Origin of the sequence: Hymenobacter tibetensis (assembly GCF_022827545.1) — a bacterium.
In the GTDB taxonomy this organism is placed as follows: Bacteria; Bacteroidota; Bacteroidia; order Cytophagales; family Hymenobacteraceae; genus Hymenobacter; species Hymenobacter tibetensis.
In genome coordinates this window covers 2,890,007-2,908,039 of record NZ_CP094669.1, presented here as the reverse complement: position 1 = coordinate 2,908,039, position 18,033 = coordinate 2,890,007, and the positions used below count along the sequence as shown (strand labels likewise).

At 56.1% G+C, this 18,033-nt stretch carries 17 protein-coding genes; 6 read left to right on the top strand and 11 right to left on the bottom strand.

Features of this window, described 5'->3' with window-relative positions; translation table 11 throughout:
• Nucleotides 1–130: 130 nt before the first annotated feature.
• The 3 genes from MTX78_RS11635 (at nucleotide 131) to MTX78_RS11625 (ending at nucleotide 2,509) form a co-directional block, all read left to right on the top strand.
• Entirely contained in the window at nucleotides 131–1,549 is a 1,419-nt protein-coding gene (locus tag MTX78_RS11635; protein WP_243794025.1) for a sugar transferase, read from the top strand.
• Between the two features lie 99 nt (nucleotides 1,550–1,648).
• Complete coding sequence (locus MTX78_RS11630) at nucleotides 1,649–2,239, top strand: riboflavin synthase (RefSeq protein WP_243802871.1); 591 nt, start codon at nucleotides 1,649–1,651, stop codon at nucleotides 2,237–2,239.
• Between the two features lie 63 nt (nucleotides 2,240–2,302).
• The gene (locus tag MTX78_RS11625) at nucleotides 2,303–2,509 is read left to right on the top strand and encodes a hypothetical protein (RefSeq protein WP_243794024.1); all 207 of its coding nucleotides are present in this window, start codon (nucleotides 2,303–2,305) and stop codon (nucleotides 2,507–2,509) included.
• 94 nt (nucleotides 2,510–2,603) lie between these two features.
• Here MTX78_RS11625 and MTX78_RS11620 read toward each other — a convergent pair whose 3' ends face one another.
• The 4 genes from MTX78_RS11620 to MTX78_RS11605 all read right to left on the bottom strand — a co-directional run bounded on the left by MTX78_RS11620 (nucleotide 2,604) and on the right by MTX78_RS11605 (nucleotide 5,562).
• The gene (locus tag MTX78_RS11620; RefSeq protein WP_243794023.1) at nucleotides 2,604–3,182 is read right to left on the bottom strand and encodes a phosphatase PAP2 family protein; all 579 of its coding nucleotides are present in this window, start codon (nucleotides 3,180–3,182) and stop codon (nucleotides 2,604–2,606) included.
• On the bottom strand, nucleotides 3,179–4,126 hold the full coding sequence (gene hemF, locus MTX78_RS11615; RefSeq protein WP_243794022.1) for an oxygen-dependent coproporphyrinogen oxidase: 948 nt from the start codon (nucleotides 4,124–4,126) through the stop codon (nucleotides 3,179–3,181). Before hemF ends, MTX78_RS11620 begins: the two co-directional genes overlap by 4 nt.
• A gap of 164 nt (nucleotides 4,127–4,290) precedes the next feature.
• Nucleotides 4,291–4,989 (bottom strand): hypothetical protein, encoded by a 699-nt coding sequence (locus tag MTX78_RS11610; protein ID WP_243794021.1) that lies wholly within the window; start codon nucleotides 4,987–4,989, stop codon nucleotides 4,291–4,293.
• A 48-nt stretch (nucleotides 4,990–5,037) separates the two neighbouring features.
• Nucleotides 5,038–5,562 (bottom strand): GNAT family N-acetyltransferase, encoded by a 525-nt coding sequence (locus MTX78_RS11605; RefSeq protein ID WP_243794020.1) that lies wholly within the window; start codon nucleotides 5,560–5,562, stop codon nucleotides 5,038–5,040.
• A gap of 167 nt (nucleotides 5,563–5,729) precedes the next feature.
• Between MTX78_RS11605 and MTX78_RS11600 the strand changes: the two genes are divergently transcribed.
• Nucleotides 5,730–7,868 carry an alpha-ketoacid dehydrogenase subunit alpha/beta gene (locus MTX78_RS11600; RefSeq protein ID WP_243794019.1) on the top strand — a complete coding sequence of 713 codons (2,139 nt, stop codon included), beginning with the start codon at nucleotides 5,730–5,732 and terminating at the stop codon, nucleotides 7,866–7,868.
• Nucleotides 7,869–7,955: 87 nt separating this feature from the next.
• Here the strand turns inward: MTX78_RS11600 and tamL are convergent, their stop codons facing one another.
• Nucleotides 7,956–10,436, bottom strand: coding sequence for a translocation and assembly module lipoprotein TamL (tamL, locus tag MTX78_RS11595; protein WP_243794018.1), 2,481 nt, complete (start codon nucleotides 10,434–10,436; stop codon nucleotides 7,956–7,958).
• Nucleotides 10,437–10,471: 35 nt separating this feature from the next.
• On the opposite strand from tamL, the gene MTX78_RS11590 reads away from it, so the two are divergent.
• The gene (locus tag MTX78_RS11590) at nucleotides 10,472–11,215 is read left to right on the top strand and encodes a TrmH family RNA methyltransferase (protein WP_243794016.1); all 744 of its coding nucleotides are present in this window, start codon (nucleotides 10,472–10,474) and stop codon (nucleotides 11,213–11,215) included.
• Between the two features lie 104 nt (nucleotides 11,216–11,319).
• On the opposite strand, the gene MTX78_RS11585 is transcribed toward MTX78_RS11590, so the two are convergent.
• Genes MTX78_RS11585 through MTX78_RS11575 form a run of 3 tightly spaced genes read right to left on the bottom strand, consistent with a single transcriptional unit; the run spans nucleotide 11,320 to nucleotide 13,888 of the window.
• Entirely contained in the window at nucleotides 11,320–12,468 is a 1,149-nt protein-coding gene (locus MTX78_RS11585; protein WP_243794014.1) for an outer membrane beta-barrel protein, read from the bottom strand.
• A 12-nt stretch (nucleotides 12,469–12,480) separates the two neighbouring features.
• Nucleotides 12,481–13,323, bottom strand: coding sequence for a hypothetical protein (locus tag MTX78_RS11580; protein WP_243794012.1), 843 nt, complete (start codon nucleotides 13,321–13,323; stop codon nucleotides 12,481–12,483).
• Entirely contained in the window at nucleotides 13,304–13,888 is a 585-nt protein-coding gene (locus MTX78_RS11575) for an RNA polymerase sigma factor (RefSeq protein ID WP_243794010.1), read from the bottom strand. Before MTX78_RS11575 ends, MTX78_RS11580 begins: the two co-directional genes overlap by 20 nt.
• Nucleotides 13,889–14,354: 466 nt before the next feature.
• Between MTX78_RS11575 and MTX78_RS11570 the strand changes: the two genes are divergently transcribed.
• Nucleotides 14,355–14,546: a hypothetical protein gene (locus MTX78_RS11570; protein WP_243794008.1), complete on the top strand. Its 192-nt coding sequence runs from the start codon at nucleotides 14,355–14,357 to the stop codon at nucleotides 14,544–14,546.
• Between the two features lie 27 nt (nucleotides 14,547–14,573).
• Here the strand turns inward: MTX78_RS11570 and MTX78_RS11565 are convergent, their stop codons facing one another.
• The 3 genes from MTX78_RS11565 to MTX78_RS11555 form a co-directional block, all read right to left on the bottom strand.
• A complete protein-coding gene (locus tag MTX78_RS11565) occupies nucleotides 14,574–15,206 on the bottom strand; it encodes an exopolysaccharide biosynthesis polyprenyl glycosylphosphotransferase (protein WP_243794006.1) in 633 nt (210 codons plus the stop codon).
• A 610-nt stretch (nucleotides 15,207–15,816) separates the two neighbouring features.
• Entirely contained in the window at nucleotides 15,817–16,176 is a 360-nt protein-coding gene (locus tag MTX78_RS11560; RefSeq protein ID WP_243794000.1) for a CoA-binding protein, read from the bottom strand.
• A 72-nt stretch (nucleotides 16,177–16,248) separates the two neighbouring features.
• The gene (locus MTX78_RS11555) at nucleotides 16,249–17,826 is read right to left on the bottom strand and encodes an NAD(P)/FAD-dependent oxidoreductase (protein ID WP_243793999.1); all 1,578 of its coding nucleotides are present in this window, start codon (nucleotides 17,824–17,826) and stop codon (nucleotides 16,249–16,251) included.
• Between the last annotated feature and the right edge of the window lie 207 nt (nucleotides 17,827–18,033).

Below are 18,033 nucleotides of genomic sequence, written 5' to 3'. Positions count from 1 at the left end.
TTGCCCTACCTTTGACCTACCCAAAACGGGCCCTTTAGTGCCCGTGAAGGCATTTGTTTCGGTGCGAAGCTACCTATTCGCCCTCATAATCCCACTCGCCGGCTTTAGGCCGGCCCGATTGTTTCGGCCCTTGATCCGCACCTTGCAACGACTAAAGCTAATTGCCGCCGACTTTGGGGCGGCCCTTTTAGCATGGGTGTGTTTCTTTCTACTGCGCAAACACCTACTGAGTGAAATAAACGAAGGCTACCGCTTTACCGAAGGGGCTTTATTCTACCTAACAGGCTCAGCCCTGATGATTGCCTTCTTCTGGACGGCTCTGTATGCGCTTATTGGCGAGTATCGGGACATTTTCCGTAAGTCGCGTCTCGGGGAAATTATCCGGCTCGGGCGCGTATCGGTGCTCGGCGCGTTGATTATCTTCTTTGCATTTCTGCTTGACGACCAAGGGGTCAGCAACTATCAGCTATACTACAAAACCATTACGGCGTATTTCCTGCTGCACTTTACCATTTCGGCCGTGTTCCGAACAATGGCTGTGAGTAGCGTGCAGCATCTGGTTCGCAACGGCACCATCTTCTTCAACACGCTACTGGTGGGCTCTAATGCCCTAGCCCTCGAAACCTGCTTTGAACTGCGCCGCAACAGCCGGCACCTGGGCCTCAAACTGGTTGGGTTTGCCCCCGTCGGTGACACCGTGGATGCTGGCCTGGCTGCCGAGTTACCTACCCGTGGCTCGTATCGCCGGCTGCCCGCGCTGGTCCGGGCCCTGAAAATTGAGCAGATTGTAATTGCCATTGAGCCCTCGGAGCACCGGGTGGTAGAAGAGATTCTGACGTTGCTGGAAGGCACCCCCGCCCGGATTAGCGTATTGCCGGACCTCTACCAGATGTTGCTGGGCTCGGTGAAAGTGAGCCACATTTTCGGCACGCCCCTCATCGAAATCAAGCAGGACCTGCTGCCGCTGTGGCAGCGCGTGTTGAAGCGGGTGATTGATGTGGTGGCTTCCTCGCTCTTCTTGCTGCTGGCCTGGCCAGTGTATGCTTTCACGGCCGCCATGGTGAAACTGTCGTCGCCGGGGCCGGTGTTCTACTCGCAGGAGCGTATTGGGCGGTTTGGGCACCCATTCCGCATCTACAAGTTCCGCTCGATGTACACTGATGCGGAAAAGCAAGGCCCCTCACTTAGCTCCGACCACGACCCCCGCATCACGCCCTGGGGGCGCTTCATGCGTAAAGTTCGCCTCGACGAACTCCCGCAGTTCTGGAACGTTATCCGCGGCGATATGAGCATTGTGGGTCCCCGCCCAGAGCGCCAGTTTTTCATCGACCAGATTGTGAAAATTGCCCCTCATTACCGCCATCTGCACCGCGTCCGGCCAGGTCTCACCAGCCTCGGGCAAGTGAAATACGGCTATGCCGAAACCGTGACCCAGATGGTAGAACGCCTCAAGTTCGATATTCTGTACATCGAGAATATGAGCTTGGCCATGGACTTCCGGGTCTTATTGTACACCCTCAAAATTATCATTGAGGGGCGCGGAAAGTAGAACAAAGCGCCAGCTGTTTGTTGCTGGTTTCTAGTTCTCTCCCTAGTGCCTATTGAAGAGGCGCTGGAAATGAACAACCAACGATTAGAATTCGCATTCATGTTTACTGGCATCATCGAAACACTAGGCACCATCCAGGATGTGCGCCGCGCCGACACTAATATTCACTTCACTGTAGCCTCGCCTTTTGCGGCAGAACTGCGCATCGACCAAAGCGTGGCCCACGACGGCGTGTGCCTAACGGTAGTAGCCGTGGACGCCGCAGCCGGAACGCACGTTGTCACGGCCATCGACGAGACCCTGCAAAAGACCAATCTGGCTCATTGGCAACCTGGCCGTCGCGTAAACCTAGAGCGTTGCTTGTCGGCTAACGGCCGCTTTGACGGCCACATCGTGCAAGGCCACGTTGACCTAACGGCCGAATGCGAAACGGTAGAAGACCAAAACGGTTCCTGGGTCTACCGCTTTCGGCATGCGCCCGGCCCTGGCCGCGTAACCGTCGAAAAAGGGTCTATCTGCATAAACGGTACGAGCCTTACTTGCTTCAACTCCACTGATGATGGCTTTTCTGTGGCCATCATTCCGTATACCTACGAGCACACCACCTTCCAAGACCTGCGGCCTGGGCACCAAGTGAATCTGGAGTTCGACATTGTGGGCAAATACGTGGCAAAACTGCTGGGCAAATAGCCTAACCCTCGGCTTGGCATTGCGTATCAGTAAGATCTATAAGCTCTTACAAGTGTATCGGCCATGTCTAAGTCCAAACGCGAACTAATCGAACCCACTCCCGGCGACAAGCGCTACGTGCGCCGCAATGCCCAAGGCCGCTTCACCAGCGAGGTTGACCTGCACCGCTCGTTGTCGCAGGACGACCAGCACAACTCTAAGATTACGAGCAAGCCCGGACAAGGCGACCGGGGAGACGGCCACACGGGTAGCCGGAAGCCAGCTAAATAATACGCTCCCACAAGCAGAAGGCCCCTACCAAGTTACTTGGTAGGGGCCTTCTGCTTGTTGGTTGTTAGCGTTTACGCCTTAGGTAAGCGCCTAGCTAGGAAATTCTTGGCGAGAAATCCGGAGTGGTGAGGCGCTTGTAGATAGTGGCGCTCAGCAAGGCCGTCAGAGTACCGAGCGTGGCCCCAGCCAGCACATCGGAGGCGAAGTGGGCCGCTAGATAGATGCGGCTGTAGCTGACCAACACCGCCCACACCAAGAGCAGCCACTTGGCTACCCGGTACTGCCGGGGCAGCACCAGGTTTACGAAGATGGCGAAGGCAAACGCATTGGCCGCATGCGATGAAAGAAAGCCGAATTGCCCCCCGCAGCCATGAATCAGGTTGAGGGTGGCCGACAGTTCGGGGTCGTGGCAGGGCCGCAGGCGGGCGAAGTATGGCTTAAAGAACCTACTCGATATTAAGTCGGCCAAGCCTACGCTTAGTCCCAATAGAGGCACCACCAGCAAGGCCCGGCGCTTGTAGAGGTAGCTCAGCAGCACCAGCAGCACGAAGTAGGCCGGAAACCACACTTCGCGCTCCGTGAAGAATATCATCAGCGCATCCAGCTTGGGCGTGCGGTGGCTGTTAGCGGCCACTACTAGCCAGCGGTCCAGGGCTTGTAACTGCTCGATCAAGCGGAAAAGGGTGTTTCAGTGAGCCACTCAACTCCTTTGCGTAGCCATTGCTGAGTGGCGGCTTCGGGCGAGTTTGGTTCAATAGAGAAATTATAGTGCCACTCTGCCTGCGGTGGCAAACTCATCAGGATGCTTTCGGTGCGGCCGCCGGTTTCGAGGCCGAAGCGCGTGCCCCGGTCAATGGCCAGGTTGAACTCGGCATAGCGCCCCCGGCGCACCAGTTGCCATTGCTTTTGCCGTTCGGTATAGGGAAGGGCGGCATTCTGGCGCATCAGTTCCGTGTAGGTGCGCCCAAATACCTCGCCCACCGCCCGGATGAAAGCAAACAAGGCTTCCCGGTCGCCATCTTTGCCCACCGTCAGGCGGTCGAAAAAGATGCCACCGATGCCGCGTGTTTCCTGCCGATGCGTTATGTAAAAGTAGTCGTCGGCCCACTGCTTGAACCGTGCGTAATAGGTGGGGCCGTGCTGCGCACAGACTTCGGCAATTTGCTGGTGAAACCACCGGGCTTGCGCTTCATCCACATAGATTGGAGTCAGATCCAAGCCCCCACCGAACCAGGCTTCGCCGTTGCCGGCCTCGAAGTAGCGCACGTTCATGTGGGAGATGGGCACCATCGGGCTGCGTGGATGCTGCACCACCGATACGCCGGTAGCAAAGTACTCGGTGGTGGGCATAAGCAGTACACGAGCGGCCTGTTCGGTCATGTTGCCTGATACCGCCGAAAAATTCACTCCACCTTTCTCGATGATCGTGCCGCCCGTCAGGATGCGTGAGCGGCCACCCCCGCCGCTGTGGTGCTGCCAAGCGTCTTCTTGGAAGCGGCCTGTGCCATCGGTAGTTTCTAGTTGCTGGCAAAGCCAATCCTGAAACGCCCGTAGCCATGCTTCCACGCTGGCGCGGAAAGTAGGAGCAGGAGTTGCAGAAGGGAAAGGAGTAAGCATGAGAGAAAGGGCCGCAGACTTCAATGGCAAGCGAAGCTTATAAGAAATCAAGCGAATGAAAGGGTGTGTTCTGTGAAGTAGGGCGTAAAGGTACGGATTTGAGGATTCAAGGCCTTTGCAGTTGCGCCGGCCAGTATTGTACTTTCAGTGGCTACGGTCGCAAGTCATTTTTCAACTCTTAATTCAGTAGTCAACTGCTTGGCTTGCTGAATCAGGTCTTGCTCTAGCTGCTGATTGGTGGGAGTGGCCGCTCGTTCCTTCAAACTTTCTGCTACAGCCACTAAAGTTGACATCTTGCTTTTTATGTCTGGCGACCATGTTTCGCCAGCGCGTACGCCATTGCCTGCCCGAGAGGCTATAAAGGTGTAGGTGGTACCATCAGAGGTAATTCGCATAACTGGCTCAGGATATCTTACTTGGTCGAGTGCGGTGTTGAATAGCATGCCGACAGTAGTTGCCATTTCCTTGCTTATCTCAACCGACTTAGCCTGTGCCTCTACTTTTGAACTGCTTTGCGCTTGGGTAGTTGACCAGATTGATTTTGAGGCTTGGTTGTAAGTCAAGTAGTACTTATTGCCTTTCTGATCAATAGAAATAACATATTCCGGTTGGAAGGACGGGAGTACCACTAGGCGGGCAATAGGATCTAAGTCAAGCCCGACATATAGTGTTTCCTGCACTTTGAGATAGTACGTATCTTGAGGTGGATCGCCAGCAAGCAGGCCCTTAGCAGGCAGCAAGTGGTCGTCTTTCAGCTGAGCTTGGCTAGCAACGGCACAAAGAGAGAACAGCAAAGTGCATACTCCGAGCTGAAGCCAACTGTAGGTTGGAAGGCTAGATGTGCGAAAGACAGTGTGTGCCATGTGGGAAAGTAGAACGCGGCTAAGTAGCTTCTATTAACAAATGCCTTTTTACGATAACTCCTTTTCCATCACCAGCAACTCCAGCGGCTGCCGTGGTATGCCAAAGCGAGTATCGGTAGGGAAAGGCTCGGTTTCGTTGGTACGGCGGTAGCCGTGCCGTTCGTACCAGGCAATAAGCTCGGCGCGAACAGAAATGACGGTAATGCGCATGCGGGAGCACGCATGCTGGCGGGCATGCGCCTCCGCGGCTTGTAGCAAGCGTTTACCGATGCCGCGGGCTTGCTGAGTAGGCGCCACTGAAAGCATACCCATGTACAAGGCAGGCTCTTGGAGCTCCAGGTAAACAGAGCCGCAAAGGTGGCCGTCGGGGGTGGTGCATAGCAGAATGGTGGCCTTGGGAGCAGCCAACAACTCGAGTAGAGCCGTGGTATCGGTGCGCTGGCCGTCGAGCAGATGAGCTTCGGTGGTCCAACCCAGCGTGGACTGTTCGCCCCGGTAAGCACTATTTATTAAAGTGGCTAATGCCGGAACATCGGCAGGGGTGGCGGGCTTAATAACAAGATCTTCAAGCATAGCGCGAAGGTAAAAGAAGTGGCGAAGTGCTAGGTAGCAACCTGGCCGAGCAAACGAGGCAAGTAAGCTCGAGTTTCCGAAAAAACGCCGCTACTACGCCCTATCCGCTACGCTACCGAAGTCCCTGCCGAAGGTGTAATTTCGCCCCCGCCACCCACTGCTCTCGCATGTTCACTGAATCAGCCCCACCCCTGAAACCCGCTTCCGTTACCACCCAACCCGACCGTGCTACTTGGCAGCGGGCCTACCGCCTGATGCACACGGCCGCCGAAATGGCCCACCTCTTCGAGGAGAAAAAGGCCGTAACGGCGAAATATGTGCACGCCACCGCCCGCGGCCACGAAGCCATTCAACTAGCGGCGGCTTTTCACCTCCAAGCCATTGATTACGCCGCCCCTTATTACCGCGACGACGCTTTTCTGATTGGGCTGGGGCTGGAGCCCTACGAGTTGATGCTCCAACTCATGGCCAAGCGCGACGACCCTTTCAGCGGCGGCCGAACCTACTACAGCCACCCTTCTTTGCGGCGGGCTGGTTTCCCTACCATCCCGCACCAAAGCTCGGCCACCGGTATGCAGGCTATTCCCGCTACCGGTATGGCTCACGGCATCAAATACTTGGAGAGTCAGCGGGGAGCTGCGCCGAAGCAAACAACAGCGCACCATGCCGGACCCGATGCCCCCGCCGCACTGCCGGTGGTAGTGTGCTCCATTGGGGATGGGGCCATGACGGAAGGCGAGGTGAGTGAGGCGCTGCAAATGGCCGTGCTGCACGAGTTGCCCATCATCTATCTGGTGCAGGACAACGACTGGGGTATCTCGGCTACGGGCCGCGAAATGCGGACGATGAACGCTTACGAGTTTGCCGCTGGTTTCAAAGGCCTGCATCGGTTACAGGTAGACGGCGCCGATTTCCAGGCCAGCTACGCTGGGTTGGCCGTGGCGTTTGAACACGTGCGGGCGCGGCGCGGCCCGGTGCTCGTGCACGCCAAGTGCCCCCTGATGGGCCACCATACCAGCGGCGTGCGGCGCGAATGGTACCGGGGCGACAACTTAGCGGAGCACAACCTGCAAGACCCGCTGCCGCGCCTGCATCAGCAGATGCTGACGCTGGGCTTCACCGAAACGGCACTAGCTCAGTTGGCCGCCGAAGCCCGCGCCACTGTGGAAGCCGATTACCAGCGGGCCCTAGCCGCGCCCGCACCCGACCCAGCCACCTTCGCCAACCACGAATTTGCGCCGCCCGCCGTTACGCAAGAAACGGGGGAGCGTACTCCCGCCGGTGCCGAAAAGGCCCTGATGGTGGATGCGGCCTTGCATACCATCGACGATATTTTGCGCGAATTTCCGGAGGCGCTGTTCTACGGCCAAGACGTAGGGGGAGAATTAGGCGGTGTGTTTCGGGAGGCGGCGTTGCTGGCCAAAAAGTACGGCGACGCGCGGGTGTTCAACACGCCCATTCAGGAAGCCTACATTGTGGGCAGCACGGCCGGGATGAGCGCAGTAGGAGCGAAAGCCATTGTGGAAATCCAGTTTGCCGACTACATCTGGCCGGGCCTCAACCAACTGGTAGAGGAACTCAGCAAGTCATGCTACTTGTCCAATGGGCAGTTTCCGGTGCAAAGCCTGATTCGGGTGCCTATCGGCGCGTACGGAGGTGGCGGGCCCTATCATTCCGGCTCCATCGAAAGCACTTTGCTCACCATTCGGGGCATCAAGGTGGTATATCCTAGTAATGCCGCCGACATGAAAGGGTTGATGCGGGCCGCCTTCCTCGACCCCAATCCCGTGGTGATGCTGGAACACAAGGGCTTGTATTGGAGCAAAGTGCCAGGCACTGAAGACGCGAAAACCGTGGAGCCAGCTGCCGGCTATGTTATTCCGCTTGGCAAAGCGGCCATAGCCCAAGCCGCCGATCCGCAGAAGCTGGCCAGTGGCGAAACCTGCGTGGTGGTTACCTACGGCATGGGCGTGTACTGGGCAAAAACCGCCAGCCGTCAGTTTACTGGTCAAGTGGAAGTGCTGGACCTGCGCACCCTCAACCCCCTCGATTACGAAGCAGTGGAAGCTGCTGTCCGCCGCCACGGCAAAGTGCTAGTGCTAACTGAAGAGCCGCTCATGAACTCCTTCGCCGAAAGCTTGGCCGGCCGTATCCAGCGGACCTGCTTTCAGCAGCTCGATGCTCCTGTTTTCACGCTAGGCGCCGCTAACCTGCCCGCTATTGCCCTGAACGTGGATCTGGAGCGCCAGATGCTCCCCAATGCCGACAAAGTAGCCGCGGCGCTTGACGAACTGCTAGGCTGGTAACTGCTTCGATGGTGCGCGTATGCGTGCAAGGTTCTGACCGCACCTTTTTTGCGAGCGGAACCTTACACGCATACGCGTACTCCTTCACTAGAAGGGGTACCCGATACCCAGGTTCAAAGCAGTTTGGTTCTGACCATTGAAAAGGCTGAAGTTGCGAACAACCCACTTACTACCAGGAGCAGTAGGATCATACACCTTCGTGGCAACATCGAGGCGCAGGATCAGGAAGGAAAAGTCGAAGCGCAAACCAAAGCCCGAACCCATCGCGAATTCCCGATAGAAGCTGTTTACGTTGAAGCGGGCACCATCCCGGTTATCAGGACGAAGTGTCCAGACGTTACCAAAATCAGTGAATAGTGCGCCATTGATGAAGCCGAATAGCGGGAAGCGGTATTCCACGTTGCCTTCCAACAACAGTTCACCGGGCTGTTCGGTATTGAACGTGCGAATCCCCTGGTTGTCATATGATGTGAAAGAGCCCGGTCCTAATCGGCGGGGTCGCCAGGCCCGTACGCTAGTGCTGCCTCCCGCGAAGAAATACTTATCGTAGGGCAATTGGCTGCTACTGGCCCGAAGCGGCTGCACAACACCGCCATTGAAACGGTACACCAGAAAGGACTTCGGGCCTAGCTTATGGTAACGGCGGTAGTCGGCATTCAGGCGGTAAAAGTCGGTGACCTGGATATTCTGTTTTTCCAGCACCTTTTGGTAGAGTGGCCGTGTAACGCCCCCTATCTCTACAAAGAGACGCAGATAGCGCGCATCCAAGGTTTCGTTGAAATCATTGGAATTGTAGAGCGACGTAAAGCCAAAGCCCGGTACGAATTGGCGAGCAAAGGTGAATGCCGCCGCTTCACGGTTTGGAAATTGGCTTACTAACCGTTGGAAGAAAGCACTGTCTAGAAATGGGGTATTCACCAAGCTCAAGTCAACCGGCGTGAAGATGAACTGGTGGTAAGCGGAACGCTGCCACAGATAGTCGAAAGTGCCCTCTAGGTTGGTGCGAGAATATTCGGGCCGGCTCACAAAGTTGTAGCCTATCGTGAAGCGGGTGCGCGGGTTGTACTGAACTAGAAACTGGTTGGTCCGCCACGGCACCATAAACTGGGGCAGTATCAAATTCAGGTTGGCTCCAAGCTGAGTGGTGAGTACGCTGCGGGAACCACCATCCGTAACTTGGCCTTCGGGGCGGAACTGGCCTTCAAAACCAGCGCGCAAGCCCAGTTCCAGCACCTCGGCTCCCCCGAAAGGATTGCGCGCTTTCAGGCGTAAGTTGCCAAACGGGCCCGGCCGCTCGGCCACGTACGTGCCACCAAATTCCACCGTCTCCTGGTAGCGCTTGGCGGGCGAGGCCGCAATGTTGGCATCTAGCTGGCGGTTTAGGCTGTCTTTAAGCTGCTGCGGGCGCACCTTCACGTAGTTCACGCTGGCAAAGCGAAACACATCGAGCTGGCTGAGTTGGCGCTGGGTGGTTTGGGTGGCAGTCAGGCTGTAGTAGTCGCCGGCGTTGATAGCTACTTTGCGGTTGAGCAGCCGCGGGCTGATGCGGTGCCGGAAAGCGAGAAAGATGGTGGAATCCTGCACCAGCGTGTCACGCTTTTGCCCGAAACGGACTGTGCCCGCATCGGTAATGAAGCGCACTCGCCGGATGGTGTAGCGTGGATGCAGGAGGCCCGGACCTGGGCTGGCTACTATCGTTCGGAGCCGAACGGTGGTTGGGGCAAAGCTGGTATCTGCTTCCAGGGTGATGTACTGCTGGCGGAAATCGAAATACCCGTCGTTTTTAAGCAGCATTTCAATGCGGCCGCGCTCCTGCCCAATTAGCTCTTCGTCGTACTGGTCGCCGACGTGCAACAACGAAGCGGGCTGCGAAGCCAGCACCCGCTTTGCCACCGCCGAATCGGCCATGTCATAGTCGAGCTGGGAATAGCGGAAGGGGGCGTTTTCGGTGATGCGGTACGTGACGATTACGCGCCGCCGTTGCAAACTGTCGGAGCCCCCAAACAGGCGGCCCAGCCAGAAACGGCCATCCGACAGCGTATCGGAATAGCTGACGTGGCTGCGGAAAAAGCCCTTGGACTTTAAAAACGTGGCGAGCTGCTCGCTGGTCTGCCGGGTCAGGGCCGTGTCGTAGATTACGGGGGGCTCACCCAGGCGCATAATGGCGTTGCCTTTGTCGAGCACCAGCTGCAGGCGGCGCGTCCGCCGTTCGCGCCGGGTGAGCAGCTTACCTACCTTGGCGGAGTCGGGACGGGCCGCCAGAATGCGCCGGTTGTACTCGGCCCGGGTGGAATCCAGCTTGCGTTCAATGCGCCCCGGGTTATAGAAGCGGCGCCCTACCTGATAGATTGTTAGTTTTGGCAGTGGAAAGCGGCTATTAGGCTTCTGCCGATACAGCGCTTGTAGCCGTTCGGCATCGGCTTGCTTGACGCCTTCCAACTCAATCTTGCTTAGCAACAACTGGTTGGGGCCGAGCAGGCGCAGGGGCGAACAACCCACCGCCAGCACCGCCAATAGCAGTAGCCCGAGGCAAACGGTAGCGGCCCGGCCACTTTTCTTATCTGTCATCTGAGGCCCGGTTGGGCGTCTGTTTAGTGAAGCGTATGGTCTCAAAAGCAGTAGCAAAATACGTACACGCGCTGCACCTGAAAAAGTACCGGCTCCGGCACGGCGCCTTCCTGGTAGAGGGAGGAAAGAGCGTGTTGGAATTGCTAAGGTCCGGACTTCAAACGGAACGCGTGCTGGTAACGGCAGAATTTGCGCCAAAATTACCTGTTGGGCTACCTACTATTCCGGTTGATGTCGTCACGGAAGAGGAATTAACGGGTCTTGGCACCCTGACTACCAACAATACGGCCCTAGCCATTGCCCGTCTGCCCGCCGAAACGCCGCTGCAGTCGGCCACTCCCGGTCTGCTACTCGCCCTCGACCAAGTGCGCGACCCGGGCAACCTGGGCACCCTCATCCGCCTCGCCGATTGGTACGGGCTGCCAGGCGTAGTGCTCAGTGAAACCTGCGCCGACCCCTGGGCTCCTAAAACCGTAGCGGCCACCATGGGGTCGTTTACGCGGGTACCCGTCTGGCAGCGCGACTTACCAGCGTGGCTGGCTACCCTGCCCGCTCACTTGCCCGTCTTCGGGGCCGACTTGCACGGCGACAACGTGCACCACCTTACGCTCGCACCAGCCGGCGTGCTGGTCATGGGCAGCGAGTCGCATGGGCTTACACCGGAAGTGGAAGCGCGCCTTACGCAGCGTTTGCACATTCCTGGTCGGGGCCAGGCTGAGAGTTTGAACGTGGCTATATCTGCGGCCATTCTGCTGGATAACTTTTACCGACACGCATAAGAACAGCAGGGCTAACATGCAAAAAGAGGAGGTTGCTGTGCTGCTGGCAGTGAATGCGCAGTCAGTACAGCAACCTCCTCTTTGCCTGGGCACATCAGCCGCACTTAGTTCAGCAATGAGATTCCGAAGCTGAAGGTTTGGGCCTGAATGCCCCGGTTGTTCTGAAACAGGTCATTGAGGTTGTACTTCGCAAATAGGTCTAGTTTGCGGATACCAATAGTGCCTTGCAAACCATACTGGAAGTCTTCAAGGTTATAGCTGCCCCGGTCTTTGTCTTTGCGGGTACGGCCTTCTTCGCTGTACTTGATTTTGGTGTGCGAACCTAAACGGTACCCTACAAAACCACCAGCTCCGATTCGGAAGGCATCCCGTCCTTTCTTGTCTTGAAAATCGAGGGCCAACATCAGTGGCAGGTTGATAGTAGTAACAGCCAGCTTGCTTTTGTCTAAACTCAATTCTGGTTCGGAGCGCACTGTGGTTACATCATTGATGTTGACAAAGCGGGCGTTGTCGTCGAGCATGTAGTTGTTGAAGGCCAGTTCCGGGCCAGTCAGTAGGTGGAAGGGCGAGCCTTTCTGCCCTACCCGGATATCATAGTGCCAGTTCAAGCTGATGTAGCGGGAGCCAATGGGCTTAAGATCGGGCTCTGATTCGTTGAGGGGGGCGCTAACGTTTACTAGGGTGTTTAGTCCCAAGTCGATATCGAAGTCGCTGTGTACGGCGCGGTTGCGTCTTTCCTCCTGTTTGGCTTTACGCTTAGCCGTGGCTATAGAGTCATCTTTAGCGCTGCTACCCACATGAATGTCTACCCGGTCGCCGCCCTTGCCATCCGCATTTTCTTCCACCTTCACCCCGAACACGCGGCCCATGTTCACTTCCACTTTATCGCCGCTACGGGTGCTCTTGTTGCTGTCGTTCCGCATCGTGATGCGGATTTGCTCGGGCACTTGTTTGCCGGGCCGGTCTTTGGCAGGGTAAAACTCCATAGTCACCTGCTCGGACTTAGAGTTTTTACCGGCGGCTTCTGCCTGGCTGATGTAGGTGTCGAGCAGCAGTAGCAAAGAGTCGAGCTTGTAGGCCCGTAGTTCGCGTAGTTGCTGTTTGTTTTTCACGAAAAGCGTCATGGTAGCTTGGTTAGGCAACTTTACCACTATCGTATCATCGAGGTGGGTAGGGAAGGCAGGGCGAGCAAAGCAAGGCGAAGCCAGGGCTAGCAGCACGAAGGCAGCCAGCAGAGCGGAGAGGCGTTTCATGACAAGGGAAAATTAAAGTTGAATCACTTTGGTTAGCGTCCGGTTGCCCACGCGGGCCTGCACCGTTACAGTTTCGGGGAGCCCCGTTTCGGCTAGGCTCACCCGCTCCCCACGGACCGCATTGCGGGCCTGGCGCAGCAGGATACCTCCTAACCTGGGGCGGGAATTGCCTTCCGTATCTGCTGAAGCTACGGCCACGGTTTCCGCGCTGCGGTGCACTTCCACTTCAATGGGGCCAGTCGGAACCGATGGGGTAGCTGCTAGGGCTAGGGTTGTTGGCGGCTGAGAAGGAGCCAGCACCTCTACCTTGGGCGAAGAACGCTCCGGTTGCGCTTTCGGAGGGGTAGTAGCTAGTGCTTCGGGGGCCGTCATGGCGTTAAGAGATGGAGCGGTAGGAGTAGAGCGGACAGGTGAAGCGGCAAGTCGCTGTTGGGCCTTGGGGCGCGCACCTTCAGGCTGGCGAAGCGAAGCAGACGGTGCTTCAGTAGCGGCTGCTTTCGAGGGGGTAGATGCAAGGGCCGCGGGGACAGTTGCCTGCGGTGTGGCAGCTACCACCGATTTTTTTTCGGGCTGCATTGCGGCTGCAGCCGCTGCACCAGTAGTGCGTGCGGGCCGGGTGGTGCTGGTAGCTAGCGGGGCTGATGCCGTGCCTGCGCCAGGCGTGAGTTGCAGCCATAGCATGCCACTTACTAGCAGCAGGGCCACGGCCGCTGCCGCGGCCCACATCCAGAGTACAGGCCGCTTTTTGGCGGGCTGCAATTCTTCCTCAAGTTGGTTCCACAGGTAGGCCGGCGGGGTGGGAGCGTGCCCTTCGAGCCGGTCCCGGAACAGCTTATCAATATCTTCCGGTTGCATAGAGTTCTTTCGGTGAAGCGTTAGAAGAAGGGGTGGCCGTCTGGTTGGCGGCCAATAGGCGGCGCTGGAGCATGGCCCGCGCCTTACTGAGCTGCGACTTGCTGGTACCTTCCGAAATACCAAGCAGCTCGCCAATTTCGGGGTGGGTGAAGCCCTCCAGCGCGTAGAGGTTGAAAACGGTACGATAGCCGGCGGGCAGTTCAGCTAGCAGCGCCATCATGTCGGCGGCGTTGAGTTGGCTTTCCGCTTCGGCAGCAGTAGCCGGTACGTCGTAGGTTAGATCATCGATGGCCATGTGCAGAGGCTCTTTGCGGCGAAGCATGCCTAGCGCCTCGTTTACCATGATACGGCGAATCCAGCCTTCGAAGCTGCCTTCGTGCCGATATTGGCTTAAGGCTCGGAACATCTTGGTGAATCCGCTGAGTAATGCCTCTTCGGCATCTTCTCGGCGGCGTAGGTAGCGCAGGCATACCCCCAGCATCATACCCGCAAACCGCTCGTAGAGCAGCTTCTGGGCGCGGCCACTGCCTTGGCAGCAGGCGGCAATGAGGTCAGCATCAGTCACGGTTGGTTGGCCTAGAGTTCAGAACGATAGCAACGCATTTGGCAGGGTAGATGGCAATAGGCAAACAAGGGTTGCCTGGAAAGTAAAAAAGGTGTTCATTAATGGAGCTTGTTTGCCAGACAGCCGATAATACAGGCATAAACCGAAAGCAAAAGAGCAGCTTTATCCGACAATGGCCGGTAAAGCTGCTCTTCAAATAAAATAATTTAAAAAAATCTAAAGGCGCTTTTGCTGAGTGATTCGGCAACAAACCGCCTCTTTTCTGAAACAGAAGGGTATAGTTCTGTACTAAAAGTAGAAAAGATGGAGGTTATCCGCTGAAATCAATAAAAACAGCCCTATGTATGAATTTGCGGCTATTGGGCACCGTCCTGTGAGCTGAGAACTTGTTAAAGTTGGAGCGTGTTGCCCTAGTGTACTCCCGCTACGAGTTGGTAATCTCAGTTATCATCACGTACCATTCGCTATGGAACCTGAAGAAGAATTTCTCGACAACGCCTTTACAATGGCACACTACGCCAGGCAGGAAATCCAACAGTTTCTTACCTGGACCAATACGGGTACGCCGTATGGCCAAGCGGCTGCGGCTCTCTTATTGAAGCTCGACACCCTGGCGGCCGAAATAAAGGCCCTGAAGCAACAGTACGAAAGAAAATAGCTCCTGCATTTGCAGGAGCTATTTTCTTTAGAAAGCGTTTTCGTTACCTCTAACCGCTTGCCGAACTGTGAGGGCTACGATTTTCAGGTCTAACAAGAACGACCAGTTCCGGATATAATGGATGTCGGCGTTAACGCGTTTTTCCATTGCTGCGGTTTCTTTGGTTTCTCCGCGGTGGCCTTCTACCTGCGCCCAGCCCGTGATACCGGGTGTTACCTGATGACGCTCCATGAAGTTGGCAATAACACGGGAGTAGTCTTCGGTGTGGCGCAGCATGTGCGGCCGTGGCCCAACTACCGACATCTCGCCGCGCAGCACGTTGATAAACTGTGGTAGCTCATCAATGCTGGTTTTGCGCATGAAGGCGCCAAGCTTGGTGATGCGGCTATCATTGCGGCTGGCTTGCTTGTGGTCAGCGTCCGCGTTGATGCGCATGCTCCGGAACTTCAGGCAATAGAAGGGCTTGCCTCCTTTACCTGTACGGAGTTGCTTGAAGAAAACAGGTCCTCGAGAATCAGCTTTGATTAGCAATGCTATCAGCGGCACCAGCCAACTGAGGAGCAGTACAACAACAAGGGAGGCAAAGAATAAGTCGAAAGCCCGTTTTACAACGGCATTTACGCTACTTTTTGCTTGAGTGGAAGTGGTGTGGTGTGACATACCTTGACGCCTTTTGTGTACATACTTGCAGGACAGTGGGGCGGGTTTAGAGAGGGAGCGGCGAGTTGATTGTAACATTCTAGTAATTATTGTAAAGGTACATAGGTAGACCCTATTATAAAAGTCGATATGTATTATTCTTTGTTTTGTTACAATATTCCCGAGCCATTGTTAGGAAAGTGAAGATTATTATTATATTAAGTAGCCGGTTGTTCTCGAAACTTAATCCAGGGACCTAAACGCCACCCTGAAATAAAGGTTTCAAAATAATTAATCTCTTTTTAGTTAAATTTTTAAACGAACGTTTGTTAGTTTATGGCCCTGTTTTCATTACGGTGCGCGGCAACTGCACCTGTACTTTAGGATGTCAAGGGTTGTATCCTATAGGGATTCACCGGGGGAAATCGTTGTAACCGCTTTATGCAATCGGTTGCTATGAAATAGAAGGATGTTTAGTTCTAGCCGAATTTTACTGTATAAGTACAAGATAAATTCCTCCCTGCAGCCAACTGAGCCACAAAGAGGAATCCAATAATCCAGTTTTAACTACTATTCATTAGGTTGATTTAACTGTGTAAATCAACCGCCTTGCTGCTGTAAGAGCCTGAAATTAGTATTGGCCCACTGAAAGCATCACCAAGGTGCAGGCCTCTTCCGTTTGAATTCCACGCTCCTGCGCCATACGTTCCAACTCCGGATTTTCGGTGCCGGGATTGAAGATGATGCGTTTGGGCTGTAGATCCAGAATGTAGTCATACCAGGTGGGTTGATTCTGCGGTCCTACATATAAGGTTACTGTATCAACGGCCGGAGCGGCCGGCCGGTCAGTGTGAATATCAAGACCCGCAACCTGGCCTTTCCGGATACCTACTGGTACCACTTCGTGGCCGTGCTTTTGGAGTTGGTGGACTGCTCGGTAAGAATAGCGGGCCGGATTATCACTGGCACCTAGAACAAGGGTCTTTTTCATAGCAAAAGGAAATTAGGAGAAGCAGTGGGTGACTTTTTAGGGCTATACCTACGCAGGTAGCCACCAAACAGATCAGGAGGCAAAGATTTTTGCAACAGCCTCCGCACACCGTTCGCCATCCATAGCGGCCGAAACGATGCCCCCTGCGTAGCCGGCGCCTTCGCCGCAGGGAAATAAGCCGTGGATTTCGGGGTGTTCCAAGGTGTCTCGGTCGCGCGGAATACGAACCGGAGAAGAAGTGCGACTCTCCACCCCAACAATTTGAGCGGCGTTGGTGGCATAACCAGGGATTTTCTGCCCGAAATTGCGAAACCCTTGACGCAAGCGCTCCGCCAGTCCTGCCCCCAGGACCTCATCCATGGATACTGCCACGAGCCCAGGCTGGTAGCTGGTTTCCAGTAAGTCCGAGGAAACTTTATTCTTAAGGAAGTCGCCTAGGCGCTGGGCGGGGGCTACTTGCGTGTTGCCGGCTATCAGACAAGCCCGTTGCTCTATCTGCTCCTGTAGCCGCAGCCCGGCTAGCGGCCCGTACTGGCGCAGATCCATATCCTCTAGCTCGATGGCCGTAACGATACCCGAGTTGGCGAAACGAGAATCGCGGCGGCTGGGACTCATGCCATTCACCACCACTTCACCGGGCGCAGTAGCGGCGGGGACAATGAAGCCCCCCGGACACATGCAAAACGAAAACACGCCGCGTTGTTTGCCCTGCCACTGCGTCTGGTGCACCAATGAATAGGAAGCTGCTGGCAACTGGCCGCGGTCAGGTAGCCGGTACTGGGCCTGGTCGATAAGTTGCTGCTGATGCTCTACTCGCACGCCTAAAGCAAAGGGTTTGGCCTCGATGAGGACCCCACGACGGTGCAGCAACTCATAGATGTCGCGGGCAGAATGACCGGTAGCCAGGATAACGGCATAGGCTTCCAGTGCTTCGCCAGCGGCCGTAACCACTCCACGCAAGCGGTGGGTTTCCAGCAGCAGATCCGTTACGCGGGTATCGAAGCGCACTTCCCCTCCGGCCTGACGGATGCTTTCCCGTAGAGCCGCCACCACAGAGGGCAGCTTGTTGGTGCCAATATGAGGGTGAGCATCAACCAGAATGTCGGGAGTGGCCCCGTGTTGCACCAGTAAGCGCAGAATCCGGCCAACGTCGCCGCGTTTGGTAGCGCGCGTATAGAGCTTGCCGTCGGAGTAGGTGCCGGCGCCGCCTTCCCCGAAGCAGTAGTTGGAGTCGGGATTTACGAGGTGTTCTTTGTTGAGGGCCGCCAAGTCGCGGCGGCGGGTGCGCACATCCTTGCCTCGTTCCAGTACTATCGGCCGCACTCCTAGTTCAATGGCCCGTAGTGCCGCAAACAAGCCGGCCGGGCCAGCTCCCACAATCAAGACGGTGCGCTGAGCGTGGCGCACATCCGGATACTGAAACCAGGGTCCGAACAGGCCGACTGGCGGCGGGGTTTGGTAGATATCGGCGCGCAACCGTACCTGAGGTTGCCGGCCGCGGGCATCAATAGATCGTTTGCGCAGGTGCACAAAATCGGCTTGGCCGGGCGTGAGGCTGGCCGCTGCTAACAGGGCCCGATACCGTTTAAACTCATCATAGGCTACTGCCGGCGGCACTAGCACTTCCACTTCTTGCTTGAAATCAGACATAAAGACGGTGAAAGGTGGTTATCCTTTGAACCAGTAGAATCAGGGAGTACACAGCAAAGGTAAGACCTGCTGCCATCGTAACACCTTTCAACGGGTGAAAGTGCGCCGCAAACGACGAGCCCCGCCAGGCACTTTGCAGCAGCCAACGGGGCCCAGGTAGGAGGGAGTATTCAGTGAGGTAGCACTCCTAGAAGCAACAACGAGCTA

Coding starts and splice junctions, on each gene's coding strand:
- MTX78_RS11570 (WP_243794008.1), top strand. CDS start 14,355: ATGGAACCTGAAGAAGAATTTCTCGACAACGCCTTTACAATGGCACAC.
- tamL (WP_243794018.1), bottom strand. CDS start 10,436: ATGACAGATAAGAAAAGTGGCCGGGCCGCTACCGTTTGCCTCGGGCTA.
- MTX78_RS11555 (WP_243793999.1), bottom strand. CDS start 17,826: ATGTCTGATTTCAAGCAAGAAGTGGAAGTGCTAGTGCCGCCGGCAGTA.
- hemF (WP_243794022.1), bottom strand. CDS start 4,126: ATGCTTACTCCTTTCCCTTCTGCAACTCCTGCTCCTACTTTCCGCGCC.
- MTX78_RS11560 (WP_243794000.1), bottom strand. CDS start 16,176: ATGAAAAAGACCCTTGTTCTAGGTGCCAGTGATAATCCGGCCCGCTAT.
- MTX78_RS11625 (WP_243794024.1), top strand. CDS start 2,303: ATGTCTAAGTCCAAACGCGAACTAATCGAACCCACTCCCGGCGACAAG.
- MTX78_RS11630 (WP_243802871.1), top strand. CDS start 1,649: ATGTTTACTGGCATCATCGAAACACTAGGCACCATCCAGGATGTGCGC.
- MTX78_RS11580 (WP_243794012.1), bottom strand. CDS start 13,323: ATGCAACCGGAAGATATTGATAAGCTGTTCCGGGACCGGCTCGAAGGG.
- MTX78_RS11590 (WP_243794016.1), top strand. CDS start 10,472: ATGGTCTCAAAAGCAGTAGCAAAATACGTACACGCGCTGCACCTGAAA.
- MTX78_RS11610 (WP_243794021.1), bottom strand. CDS start 4,989: ATGGCACACACTGTCTTTCGCACATCTAGCCTTCCAACCTACAGTTGG.
- MTX78_RS11605 (WP_243794020.1), bottom strand. CDS start 5,562: ATGCTTGAAGATCTTGTTATTAAGCCCGCCACCCCTGCCGATGTTCCG.
- MTX78_RS11600 (WP_243794019.1), top strand. CDS start 5,730: ATGTTCACTGAATCAGCCCCACCCCTGAAACCCGCTTCCGTTACCACC.
- MTX78_RS11565 (WP_243794006.1), bottom strand. CDS start 15,206: ATGTCACACCACACCACTTCCACTCAAGCAAAAAGTAGCGTAAATGCC.
- MTX78_RS11585 (WP_243794014.1), bottom strand. CDS start 12,468: ATGAAACGCCTCTCCGCTCTGCTGGCTGCCTTCGTGCTGCTAGCCCTG.